Origin of the sequence: Actinomadura bangladeshensis, assembly GCF_004348335.1 — a bacterium.
In the GTDB taxonomy this organism is placed as follows: Bacteria; Actinomycetota; Actinomycetes; order Streptosporangiales; family Streptosporangiaceae; genus Spirillospora; species Spirillospora bangladeshensis.
Genome location: NZ_SMJW01000002.1, coordinates 32,984 through 46,071, shown reverse-complemented (window position 1 = coordinate 46,071; position 13,088 = coordinate 32,984). Strand labels below are relative to the sequence as shown.

Genomic DNA, 13,088 nt, shown 5'->3' with positions numbered 1-13,088 from the left:
CGGGGTGGCAGCGACCATGTCCATGACTTCCAATGCAAAACACGCTCTCGCAACGACGATCCGGTCACTCCGCGCTCGGTTGATTGAGGACCTCCACGCCGCCACGGAGACGGCCTATCGGCTCTCCGTGCACCCCCGCGACGCGGGACTGGACGAGGCTGCCCGCGCCAAGCGCAGGCGACTGGAATCGTGGGTGGACGAGCAGGTACGGGCGCAGGACACCGGGATCAAGCGGGATCGGTCGGCGGAGGACTTCCGCCGAGAGGCCGAGAAGCAGGCGGCCTACACCCTGCTAAACCGGCTGGTACTACTCCGGCTCATGGAGACAGCGCCGCCATCAGTTCAGCCGCTCCGGACGCCCGCCGTGGTGACCGGCGGCTGGGAGAGTCGCGCGTACCTGGACTTCCGGCAGCTCGCGCCGGGGATCGTGCGCGACGATGAGACCGAAGGCTATGCGTTCCTCCTCCGCCTGGTCTTCGAGGACCTCGCCACCGAACTGCCTGGCCTCTACGGTCCAGCGGGCGTGGCCGACCTCGTTCCTATCCCGGCGGCGACGCTCCGGCACATCATCGATGCCCTCAATTCCGAGGCGCTGGACAGCTGCTGGGCCGACGACATGACCCTTGGCTGGATCTACCAGTACTGGAATGACCCTGAACGCGAAGCGCTCGACGACAAGCTCCACAGCGGCGGCAAGGTCGAGCCGCACGAGATCGCCAGCAAGACACAGATGTTCACCGAGCGCTACATGGTGGACTGGCTGCTTCAGAACAGCCTGGGACCGATGTGGCTGGCCATCTGCCAGCGGCACGGGTGGACGCCCGAGGTGGCGACCGACGGCACGCTTGACCGATTGGAGGAGCGGCGGGCCGAGTGGCGAGCCAAACGTGCGGCGGGCGAGGTCACACTCACCGACCCGATGCCGCTGCACACTGACGCGGAACGCCGCTGGGCCTACTACGTGTCGCAGCCCGTCCCCAAGAGCGCCGTAGCACAGGCACCCGAGACCATCCGCGACCTGAAGCTGCTCGATCCAGCCGTCGGCTCGGGACATTTCCTGGTCGTCGCACTGGACCTCCTGGTGGCACTTTACCGAGAGGAGGCCCGCCACCGGGGCGAGGCCGACGATGAGCGCTGGTCCAATCGGGCCATCGTCGAGCGCATTCTCTCGCACAACCTGCATGGCATCGATCTAGACCCGAGGGCGGTACAGATTGCCGCAGCGGCCCTCTGGCTCAAGGCTCAGCAGGTGGCGCCCGGAGCCCAGCCCGAGCAGCTGAACCTCGTAGCGTCACGGCTGCGCCTAGCTAGTCTGGCCGACGACGACCCCGCGCTCGTCGAGCTTCGCCGCGAAGTAGAGCGCGAGACAGGCATCCCGGCCACGCTAACCGACACGCTGATCCATGCGCTGCGCGGCGCCGATCACCTGGGCTCCCTGCTCAAGGTCGGAACGGTGGTCGACGTAGCCCTGGAAAGGCACGAGACTGAGCTCAGCCGGGCGGTGGACGAGCAAGGCGACCTGTTCACCGGCTTCAGCCCGCAGCCCGAGCGGATCAGTATCGGCCACGCCGAGGCCAGGGCCACACTTATCGACCGGCTAGAGAGCTTCCTTACCCGTCACACTGGCGGCGATGACCTTGGCCTCCGCCTGCGCGGCGAGCAGCTCGCGGCGGGCGTCCGCTTCGTGCGCCTAGTCCGTGAGGGAACGTACGACCTGGTAGTTGCGAACCCGCCATACCAGGGCACCAGCAAAATGGCCGACGCGAACTACGTCACTAAGACGTATCCGCTGGGCAGGGCAGACCTCTACGCGGCGTTCCTGCTCCGTGGGCTGGAACTGGTGCGTGAGGGCGGTGTTTCGGCGATGCTCACGATGCGGAACTGGATGTTCCTCAAGCAGTACGCGCCGCTGCGTGAGCATCTACTGGAATCTCACGGGTTGTGCGCGCTTGGCGACTTCGACCGCGGGGCCTTCGAAAGCGTGCCGGACGAGGTTGTAAGTGTCGTCGTGTCAGCGTTTACGCGAGCTATAACCGCAAAGGAATTGAGAGTCCTCTGCCCGACACCGCGAGAGGATACGTCGCGGGATGCAGAGCGAACTCGACGCAAGCGGAGCGCCACACTCTGTCATGAAGGTCTTCACACTTTCGACCCGAACGCGCTAAGGATTGTACCCGAGTGGCCGCTAATCTATTGGTGGAACGAGCTCGAATTGGACCGGTATCGAACTCTTCCTCTAGTTAGCTCTTCGTTTTCCGTATTCCCTGGAGTTGTGACCGGCGATAACGACAGGTTCCTTCGCCGTTGGTTTGAGGTCCCTTCCACGCCAATAGCACCGGCACAGCAAGTGCACGCGACAGCCACCTGGCCTAGCTATCTGAAGGGATCGGCAGGCTACGAATGGATCGAGCCTGTCCAACATGTCGTTGCGTGGTCGAACGCGTCGCTTGAATTGGGAGTATTTGGCGCATATAGCAAGCCGGAGATTGTTCGCCTGAGGGATTCTGCGCTCTTTTTTCGCCGGGGAGTTGCCTATGCTGCGATTGGAGCTACATTTTCCGCTCGAGCGCACCGCCTTCCAGGAATATTTGACAAAACGGGGCAATCGTCCTTCCCGGATAGCGTCGCAGCAATGATATGCATGATGAATTCAGCCACGGCACGCTCAACGTTGAGCTCGCTAAACCCGGGCATTCACTTCACTATTGCCGACATCGGCCGACTTCCCGTATTCGAAATTGAAGGAGCGGCATCGATCTTTGGCCTCATCGAAGAGTCCTTTGCTGCGCACGAATCTCATCGTGAGCCCTCCGTTGAATTCCGGCGACCCGGCCCCTCTCCCTGGCGGCATGCCCAGGAGTGGGCCCAGGCCGCTGTCGATCGCCCTGAGGGTACGCCGCTCCCCGAGTACATCGAGCAGCTAGACCCCGAGCCTGCCACGGACCATCTGAGCTTCGCCCTTGGTGTAGCCCTCGGTCGCTTCAGCCCTGTCGACAGCCTCGGTGAGGGCGTCCTCGACCCGGTTACCGCAGACCTCTCCCACGCGCTTCCCTACGGAATCCTCTTCCTCGACACCACCCTCGACTCCGAGGATCACCGCGATGGCCTCGGCCACCCAGGAGCGGCGCCACTGCACGCCGCCTGGGCGAAGCACTCGCCGGCGATCGGCACTAGACGTAGCCTGCGCGACTGGTTGGCCTTCGACTTCTTCAAGGATGTTCACAAGGGCATGTACGGGAACCGGCCCATTCACTGGCCGCTCTCCTCGTCGGGCAAGACCTTCGTGGCCTGGGTGAACATTCACCGTATGAACGACCAGACCCTGCGGGTGCTGCTTGCCGACCACCTTGCGCCGACGCTCGCCCGCCTTGAGGGCGAGCTGACCGACCTGCGGGCTACACGCGACGGCGCCGACAAGGAGGCCGCCCGAGACGCCGAGCGGCAGTACGACCAAGTACTGAAAGCCCGGAGCGAGCTGCAGGAGTTTATCGCCGATGTCGAGCAGTGCGCCGACCGGGGCGCGCCGCCGACCGACGGCAAGTGCCCCGCCCGCGAGCAGGACGCACGCTACACCCCGGACCTCGACGACGGCGTGGTGATTAACTCCGCCGCGCTCTGGCCGCTGCTCGAACCGCAGTGGAAAGACCCGAAGAAGTGGTGGAGGGAACTCGCGACCGCGCGCGGCCGGAAGGACTACGACTGGTCCCACCTGGCGATGCGCTACTGGCCAGGCCGGGTCGACCGGAAGTCCCGGCAGGACCCGAGTTTTGGCGTTGCGCACGGCTGCTTCTGGCGGTACCACCCTGAGCGCGCCTGGATCTGGGAGCTGCGGCTCCAGGACGAGATCGGTCCTGACTTCCGCATCGAGGAGCCGCCCTACAGGCCCGGCGGCCGTCACGTGGACGACGTTAGCGATGGACCTCACCGCGATGCTTTCCTGCGTGACCAGCCCGAGGCTGCCCTCGCCGCGATCGAGAAAGAGGCCACGCGGCGCATGGGCCGCGGCAAGGATCGGCGCGTCGTGCCCGAAATGCGCATCCTTGAGACGGGTCTCTGGTCGGCCCACGCCGAGGCCATCTGGGAGATGGAGCTGCGCCTGGCCGAGCGGCAGGGCGCAGAGATCCGCATCCTCGCCCCAGATGAAGCCACGGCCCGTGCGACGTTCGAAGCGGCGCATCCCGCGCGGGTGCGGTACCGCAAGAGCTTCCTGGCCAGCCTCGTCCCGCCCGTCGAACTATTCGACGACGAAGACGCGGCCAAGAGCGAGGAGGACGAGGCGTGACAACCACGGTTACCTCCCCGCCATCGTCGGGGCTCAGCGGCCCCGTGTCCGCGGTCCTGGAGGCGGACCTGCGCTCGCGGGTGCGTCGACATGGCATCGTTGTCTGGCTCGACCAGGCCGGGACCTACAGTGAATTCGTCGAACGGCTCCAGGCGCTGCGTGCCGACGGTGCCTTGCCTTACCAGGTTGAGGCGTTCCGAGGCAGCCACCTGGCGCTCATGATGGCGCTCGACGGCGTGGCCGCCGGCACGGAGAAGGCACCACTTGTCATCCACCTGCCGGGTTTCACCGAGGAAACCGTTCGGCAGACGCCACTCTTCGAGCTCTACGCGGCCGGCGTACGGTACCGCAAGGCGCTCGACACCCTCGTCACCGAGGCGGCATCGGGACAGGTGCACCCCGACCAGATCAACTCCTTCCGGGCCCAGCCCGGCATGACGCTTGCTGGTGCCGACGCCTGGCTTAGCATGCTTCTCGAAGGCGCGGAGGGCGGCATCGGGGCACAGCTCCGGGCAATGAGCCCGACGGCCGTCCTAGATGACCTGCTTACTGGGGGAATCATCGCAGGGCGGATTGGCGAGCTCGATGTCGAGGTCGCCCTCTGGGAGCGGTTCGCTGCCTGGATTGGGCTCCCCTCCTTCTGGCGCGATGCCACCCTCCCCCTCTCTCAGCCCCGCGCCGGGGACGTGGCGTTCGCCGCGGCGAGCTGGGCGTTGTGTGTGGAGTACACGGATGACCTGAGGCGTGCGCCAGCTAGTGACCATCTGTCGTCCGCTGCTACCCTGCCGCGTCCGGTTATCGATGCCTGCTGCGCCGTGGCTGCTCATCTCCGGGAGCAGCACCCGGGTTTCTACCAGCGGACGGCCGACGAGACGGAGGCGCTGCTCGTCGATGAGGTCGAGCAGGCCGAAGCCGAGGACCTCGGCGCCATCGACACGTTCCGGTTCGAGGAGGACAAGGTCCTCAAGGCAGCGTTGGCAGCGCTGGGCCGCGCCGCCTACGACCAGGCCGCCGAATGGGCTGACCCACGGGTGGAGCCCACCTCGGCCGACACATCCTTCTGGCTCCGCGATGACCCCGCACGGCAGTCCGCCTGGCAACTCGTCCGCGAGGCGGCTCGTCTCGGCCAGGAGATCAGCCGCGCAGGGATGCGGATTGGTGTTGGTGCGAGCGCTGACGCAACCATCGAAACTGCCATGGCGGCCTATGCTGAGCGTGGTGCCGCCGTCGATCAGGCGCACCGGCTGCTGGAGCAGCGGCGGGTGGCCTTGCTCTACCCGCTGCTTCCCGAGTTCGAGACCCTGCGGGCGCGCCTCGACGGAATGCGCCGTGCCTGGCGTGAGTGGGCCGATGCTTGGGCTCGCGAGTTCAACTCACTCTGCACAGCCCACGGCTTCCTGCCAGGCACCTCGCACCAGCAGCGGACGCTCTTCGACGAGGTTGTCCGGCCGTTGGCTCAGGAGCCCGGGGCTACCGCGTACTTCGTTGTCGATGCCCTGCGGTTCGAGATGGGCGAGGAGCTCTATCGCCAGATAGCGGGCACCCCGGCCACCACCGCGGCGCTGCGGCCCCGGCTCGCTGAACTCCCCACCGTGACAGAGGTGGGGATGAACGTGCTCGCACCCGTCGCGCGCAATGGCCGCCTGCAGGTCTCGCTGGCTAGCGACACCGGCGGGGTCAAAGGCTTCCAGACGGGTGAGTTCCGGGTATGTGACCCCGAGACGCGCAAGCGGGCAATGCACGACCGGGTCGGCGGCACGACGTGCTCGTGGCTCACCCTCGAGAAGGTGGTCAGCAGCAACACTGCTTCGCTCAAGCGGTCGATTTCCCAGGCCCGGCTGGTCGTGGTGCACAGCCGGGAGATCGACGAAGCCGGCGAGAAGGGCATCGGCCCTGCCGTGTTCGACGTCGTCCTGCAGAAGCTCCGCGCTGCCTGGCGCGTGCTGCGCGAAGCAGGCGTGCGCCGGTTCGTGTTCACTAGCGACCACGGGTTCCTTCTGCTGGACGGCGACACTGCGGCCGCCCAAGCTTATGGCCGCCGGATCGACCCGCAGCGGAGGCACGTCTTCACACCGGTGGCGGCCGACCATACAGGTCAGGTCAGGGTCGCGTTGGCGGACCTCAAGTACGAAGGCACGGGTACAAGCGTTATCTTCCCGGAGAGTACGGCAGTCTTCGACACCGGCCGACGGCCGGTGGACTTCGCGCACGGTGGTAACAGCTTGCAGGAGCGTGTCATCCCGGTGCTCACCGTGGTACACCGCACGGCGGCTGGTGGGAGCGGCATCAGGTACGGTGTTACCGCCGAGGCCCGCGAGGGCGTGGCGGGGATGCACTGCATCGAAGCCAGGGTTGAGCCCATCGAGCAGCAGTCACTGGACTTCGGAAGTCTGCAGGAGATCGAACTCGCCGTTAGCGTCCCCGACGCCGCAGATGTGCAGGTCGAGCTCTGCCAGACTCGTGGCAGGGCGCGGATTGCGGGCAGCGCAGTCATCGCCGTCGTCGGCGAGCCCTTCGAGCTCTTCTTCCGGCTTTCCGGAGCTACGGACACGCGCGCGCTCATCGAGATCCGTCATCCGAGCGCCATCGCGGACGTGGTGCCGTGCGTGCCGGACGCCCGCTTCCCTGTCACCGCGATGCGGGCGCCCACGTCATCGGCCACCACCCCGCCGACGACCAGCCCGGTAGCCGACACGAGATGGCTGGAGCAATTCCCCGACCCCGGGATCCGGCAGGTGTTCGAGCACCTGGCGGTGCATGGCACTGTCACTGAGAACGAGGCCGCCGCGATGCTGGGAGGCCCGCGCGGCCTGCGCCGCTTTGCCCTCCAGTTCGAGTCCTACGCCCAAAAGGCCCCCTTTGTCGTGCGCATCGACGTCGTGGCCGGGGTGAAGCGGTACGTGCGGGAGGGAAGCTGATGAACACACTGACCCAGAAGGATGTCGAGCACGTCTTCGAGGCGCTGCGGAAGGGCCTCGTGCCGGAACGGGGACTCGATGCGTTCGCAGTCGGCATCGAGAAGCAGCGCGGGGAACTACACCGGCAGCTCGATCTCGCGGGGGATGGCGAGGGCACCGTCAAGTTTCTGCGCGGGGGCTACGGCTGCGGGAAGACCTTCATGGCCCGCCTTGCTGTGCTCGACGCACAGGCCCAGGGGTTCGCGACCAGCTTTGTTGTCGTCTCCGATAATGACCTCAAGTTCCACCGGTTCGACGACGTCTACCGAAAGGTGCTGACTGAGCTGGGCACCGCGTCTTGCCCGCGCGGGGCCCTGGGCGATGTTCTCGACCGCTGGATCGGACGGGTGGAAGAGGCGCTCATTGCTGCTGGTGAGGACGATGCGGACCCAGCGTTCGATGCCACGGTGGCGAAGCGCCTCGACGAGGACCTTGCGGCCATGACGGGCGGCAGGGCGCCTCAAGACTTCGTCCGCGTCATCCAGGCCATCTTCGAATTGAAGCAGCAGGGAAAGGCGGCGGAGGCGGGAGCTCTCATCTCCTGGTTGTGCGGCAGCGGCAACGTCGCCGCCGCGGTCAAGCGGACCGCGGGCATCAAGGGGGACATCGAGAGCCGCGATGCCCTTGACTACCTGCGGGGAGTCCTGGAGATCGTGAAGGCCGCGGGGTACAAGGGGCTGATCATCGTCATCGACGAGGCCGAGACCATCCTCCGGATGCGCTCGGATTCGCGGCACAAGTCTCTCAACGGGATCCGGCAGATCGCCGACGCCTCGGGCTCCTATCCGGGCATGCTCTGGGTCTTCACCGGCACGCCGGAGTTCTTCGACACGAGGCAGGGAGTCGCCGGCCTCGCTCCGCTTCACGAGCGGATCCGATTTCTGAAGCAGGGCCGCTTCGCCAGCCTGCGCCAGGCACAGCTCGAGCTTGTACCCTTCGACCCCGAGCGTCTCCGCTCCGTCGCGCTCCGTCTGCGGGAGCTGTTTCCGACCGCTGACCGCGGCCGCCTCGACCAGAAGATCAGCACAGCCTTTGTGGAGCGGCTCGTCGCGGAGGTGTCAGCAGGCTTCAAGGGCGACGTTGGCGTGGTGCCGCGCCAGTTCCTACGTGAGTTCGTTACGCAGCTCGATCTAGTCGAGGAGCACGCGGACTACGAACCCATGTCCGAGTATGGCTTCCAGGCCACGGACCTCAGCCCCGAGGAGCAGCATGTGCTCTCCGGCACCGCGCTCACCAACCTCGCCCCTGCCCCCGGCGACGAAGCAGACGGGCTGGTGCCGGCCGAGGACGTGTGGTGAGTGTCTTCGCCCGTTTGTCCCCACGCCTGCAGCAGGCGATCGTGTCCCGGCTCGGCTGGTCGAGCCTGCGCCCCGTCCAGGAAGAAGCAGGAGCGGCGCTGCTTGCTGGCGACAATGCGATCATCCTGGCCCCCACCGCTGGCGGCAAGACGGAGGCGGCGGTTTTTCCGGTTCTCTCACAACTCACCGAGGACGAACCGGACGGGGTAGGAGCACTGTACGTCGCTCCGATCAAAGCGCTGCTGAACAACCAGGCGGACCGACTCGGGCTCTACACCGAGATGATTGGGCTGCGGAGCTTCGCTTGGCACGGGGATACGCCGGACCACTCCCGGCGCCGGTTCCTTAGAGAGCCCGCTCAGCTCCTGATGACGACGCCGGAGTCACTTGAGGTGATGCTCCTGTCGGCACGAGTGGATGAGAGCAAGCTCTTCGCCGACCTACGGACCGTGATCGTCGATGAGATCCACGCGCTGGCCGGATCCGATCGCGGCGCCCACCTCATGAGCGTGATTGAGCGCTTGGCGCGCATCTCCCGGCATGACGTCCAGCGGGTCGGGCTGTCCGCGACCGTGGGCAACCCCGAGGCCATCCTCACCTGGATGCAGGGCACGTCCGGCCGGAGCGGGCGCGTCGTCAGCCCGCCGAGCCAGCCGAGGTCCCGGCAGATCCTCGTCGTCCACCGCCGAGGTCTCCCTGAGCTCTCTCACGATGCGGCGCAGGTCGCGGGGGGCCGCAAAAGCCTGCTCTTCTGCCAGTCCCGGTCCACGACGGAGGCCGCCGCAGAGCACATGCGGCGGGCTGGCATCGCCGTGTTCGTCCATCACAGTGCCGTATCCCGGGAAGAGCGCCAGCTCGCGGAGGAACGCTTTCATCAAGGCGACGACGCCTGCATCGTGTGCACCTCAACACTAGAGCTGGGAATCGACGTCGGCGACCTAGACCGGGTCCTGCAGGCGGAGGCACCAGACACCGTTAGCTCGTTCTTGCAGCGCATGGGGCGAACGGGGCGGCGACCTGGGCAGGTGTCTAACACCACGTTCCTCTGCGAGACAACCGAGGGAGTGCTGCAGTCAATCGCCTTGGTCGAGCTCGCCAAGGCTGGTTGGGTCGAGTCAGTTGAACTCGACGGCCGCTGCTGGCCGGTGCTCATCCACCAGTTGCTCGCTATGGCGCTCGCAGGGGACGGAATCACTAGAGAAGATGCCTGGGAGCACCTGGTGCGCGTGCCTGACTTCCAGGGCATTCACCGCGCCGAATACGACCGCCTTCTGGCGTGGATGGTGCGAGATGGCTCGCTCCGTCTCGTCGGCGGGCGGCTGGTCCTGGGGCCGAAGGCGGAGCGCCGGTTCGGCCGCAAGAACTTCATGGAACTCTTCGCGGTCTTCTCCAGCCCGCAGACCTACACGGTACAAGATGCCAATGGCCGCCCCCTGGGCTCGCTCAGCCAGGCGTTCGTCGACCGGCTCGTCGACGGTGTCAGCAGCTTCCTGCTTGGCGGGCGTGCATGGGCCGTCCTCCACGTACGGCACGCCGACCGCCGCGTCATCGTCGAGGCGGCACCCCGCGGTCGCCAGCCCACGTGGGGTGGGTTCCTTCCCCAGTTCCTCGGTCTCGACCTCTGCCAACACATTCGGTCGGTGCTGCTCAGCGAGACGCGCTACCCGTACCTCAATGACGCCGCATGGAAGGTCCTCACCGATCAGCGTGCTTCCATGCGTGAAGTAATCAGCTCCGAGCGCGGCAGCGCGGAGTTCGATAACGAGGAGATCCGCTGGTGGACCTTCGCCGGCGGGCGCATCAACGCGACGCTCCGGTATGCGCTCGAAGCAGTCGCAGGAGACTGGCAGGTCATCTCCGACAACTTCCTGGTCAAAATACGCGGCGCTGCCGTTGACAGAGACCGCTTCCGTGACGCGCTCGGCAGGCTAGAGGAACCCGAGTTCTGGGAGGATGAGCGCCTCTGGGCGCAGGTCGCCGAGTCGCTCCCGGGCTACCGCCTCAGCAAGTTCCAGCCGCTGATGCCGCCCTGGGTCGAGCGCGAGGTAGTCGCGAGCTACCTGCTCGACGTCGGCGGAGCCTGGCGATGGCTCTCGAACGGTGAGACCCGCCTCCCACGGCTGCCCAATAGCATCCGGACTCTGACGGAAAGTAATGCAGAGCGGATCACCCAGCTTCCGGAGACGCCAGCGGAGCTGCCGCTCCTGCGCCGAGAGGAAGACCGGGCGCTGATATGGGTGCGAACGCCGTCACAGCTCACGAAGGCGGTCGCTGCCTTGGCATCCGAGCCCGTCGTCGGCCTCGATGTCGAGACAACACTGGCGAGACGCACCCTCTGCCTAATTCAGATAGCAGGCCGCGAGGCAACCTACCTCATCGATGCGCTCGAGCTGCCCGATCTAAAGCCTCTCAGCCAGCTGCTCGCGAATGGTGAGACGACGAAGCTGATCCACTACGCCTCGTTCGAGCGTGAGGTCCTCGGCCGACAGGGCTTCACGCTGGACGGTTTGGTCGATACTCGCGAAATATCGATCCGGCTCCGACGTGGCGAGAGCGGACACAGCCTGCGCGAAGTCTGCGCGCGCGAGCTTGGTGTGGAACTCGACAAGAGGGAGCAGACCGGCGACTGGACCCGGCGGCCGCTTACCGAAAGCCAGGTGACCTACGCCGCCCTAGACGCCGAGGTGCTACTCCGCTTGTTCGCGCACTTCGAGGAGGTCACGCACACTTCCCCGACTGTCAGCTCCGACACCGGATAGCTAGATCTCGCCGTCACAAGCCAGACCACGGCCGTCGTCCTGAGATGAGCCCAACATAACGATGGGACGGCTCACGGGGGACCACTCGTACCTGTGCGTCGGCCTGAATTACGAGGACATCAGGCTGCGCCTGGTATGGTCGCGACCTGAGGATCTGAGCGGCCAAAGGAGGTGGCAGTGACCAGTTCATCGGATCAGTCTGCCTCCTTGTACGAGCTCGGGATACTCATGCACTCTGCGCTGTCTGCTCCTTCGGCACGGGGTCTGCGGGGGGCACCGAGAGCAATCCGCGAAGTGCGCTCCCGTGTCGAAACCACCCACTTGGATGCTTTCATTGGCCTCTGGGACGAAAGCCGCAGTTCACGCCTTCAGTTTGGCGTGAGGGCGGGCAAGACCGACGCGTTCCTGCAGTTGCTGCTCGAAAACTTTCCCGAATCGGTTCAGTGTCAGAGACGTGTCGACCTTGCAAGGTGGAACGTCAGGCCACTCGTCAACATTCACGGCTCGGCGCGTACGCCGCAACTATATGTCGAAAACGTAAACGCAGCACCCGGAACGTGGACGGGGAGCGGTTCAGCAATTGTGCAAGCCAGTGTCGCTCTGAGACGCGGCCAGAAGATTTTGGCCTGCCGTCCAACGCTGGGGCCCATCTTGCATTTTCCTGCAGAAGCAGGAATGTCGCCGCCTTCGGTGACATGGCGCATATCGCTTGCCCAACTAAGTGCCCGTCTGCGCGAACTGGAAGATCTCCTAAGGGCGGTGCTGCTCGTCGCATGTTTGCGGGCTGTCCGCCAACTTGTTCTTCCCACTCGTCAGTCGTCCGCCGTGCCTTGGTTTCTATTGCTGCTTGCTGCTTGTCGGAGGTACGGGCGCCGTGTTGAGCCTTCCGATGCTCGTCTCTCTTTCTGCTGGTATCAGCCATTGGCGGGGAGCGCGCCAGTAACCTGCTAGGACGGCGCCCCCCGCCACGAGCGAGGGAGCGTCTTCCATGGTGATTTTTCTCCGCGCCATCGCGGGCTTCGGACCTGCGACTGGTTGGGCTGCGATGTTCGCGGCGGTAGTTGTCGCCGTGCTCGTCATCTATCTCGGGTTGGCTCTGGTGGCTGTGCTGCGCGCCGGGCCTGACAACGCGAAACTCCGATATCAGGTGTTCCGTGACCTGCTGGACCTGTTTCGGCGTAATCGGCGGTCACGATGACCGAGACGAGCAATCAACCTAGTCAGGGCCGTGGTGGGGATGTGCGTCGTCCCCGTGGCCGCCCGCCGTGCTGTACACGTGAGTTGATGGTCTACGTGCTCACGCTACGCCAGGATGGGCTCACTATCCGGGCCATCGCAGCAAGGCTTAACGCCGAGTCGGTGCAGACACCCACGGGGAAGCCGCGGTGGCATCCCTCGAACGTTGGCCGCTTGCTAACTACGCGCTTCGCGCAGGAAGTACGTGAAGAGATGATGCGGACGCACTGACACAGTGCCAGGGCGGGCTCCTGCGGTCACCAGTCGCGTCCTAGCGATTCGAACGCTCAATTGCAAAAGTCGCTCAGTACGTGCCTCGTGCGCTCCCATCGCGGTGTCGAAGTACGGCCTTGTGGGGCAGGGTGAGGTCAGCAGCACTGCGTGCGACTGTGGCGATCGAGCGCTGGGGAAGCTTGGAGCCGAGGTTCAGACGGACCCGGAGGGAGCTGAGGTGTGACCAATAGGTGATGGTGCGTGACCCTGGATGCTGCAGGGTCACGGTCGGGGGCGGGGTCAGATGGGGGTCAAAAGATCTTGAGGCCGGTCTCCTGGATGG

Annotated in this window: 6 protein-coding genes; all 6 read left to right on the top strand. The window is 65.5% G+C overall.

Annotation, left to right across the window (positions count from 1 at the left end; all coding sequences use genetic code 11):
• Window positions 1-4 precede the first annotated feature (4 nt).
• Window positions 5-4,282, top strand: coding sequence for a BREX-6 system adenine-specific DNA-methyltransferase PglX (pglX, locus tag E1284_RS00895; protein WP_207923475.1), 4,278 nt, complete (start codon window positions 5-7; stop codon window positions 4,280-4,282).
• A complete protein-coding gene (gene pglZ, locus E1284_RS00890) occupies window positions 4,279-7,200 on the top strand; it encodes a BREX-6 system phosphatase PglZ (protein WP_165965072.1) in 2,922 nt (973 codons plus the stop codon). The genes pglX and pglZ overlap by 4 nt, the downstream gene beginning before the upstream one ends.
• Window positions 7,200-8,537: a BREX system ATP-binding protein BrxD gene (gene brxD, locus E1284_RS00885; RefSeq protein WP_131935958.1), complete on the top strand. Its 1,338-nt coding sequence runs from the start codon at window positions 7,200-7,202 to the stop codon at window positions 8,535-8,537. Before pglZ ends, brxD begins: the two co-directional genes overlap by 1 nt.
• On the top strand, window positions 8,534-11,296 hold the full coding sequence (locus E1284_RS00880) for a DEAD/DEAH box helicase (protein WP_165965071.1): 2,763 nt from the start codon (window positions 8,534-8,536) through the stop codon (window positions 11,294-11,296). The genes brxD and E1284_RS00880 overlap by 4 nt, the downstream gene beginning before the upstream one ends.
• A gap of 988 nt (window positions 11,297-12,284) precedes the next feature.
• Window positions 12,285-12,494, top strand: a complete 210-nt coding sequence (locus E1284_RS00875; protein ID WP_131935956.1) for a hypothetical protein — start codon at window positions 12,285-12,287, stop codon at window positions 12,492-12,494.
• Entirely contained in the window at window positions 12,491-12,763 is a 273-nt protein-coding gene (locus E1284_RS43895; RefSeq protein WP_131935955.1) for a recombinase family protein, read from the top strand. Before E1284_RS00875 ends, E1284_RS43895 begins: the two co-directional genes overlap by 4 nt.
• Window positions 12,764-13,088 lie beyond the last annotated feature (325 nt).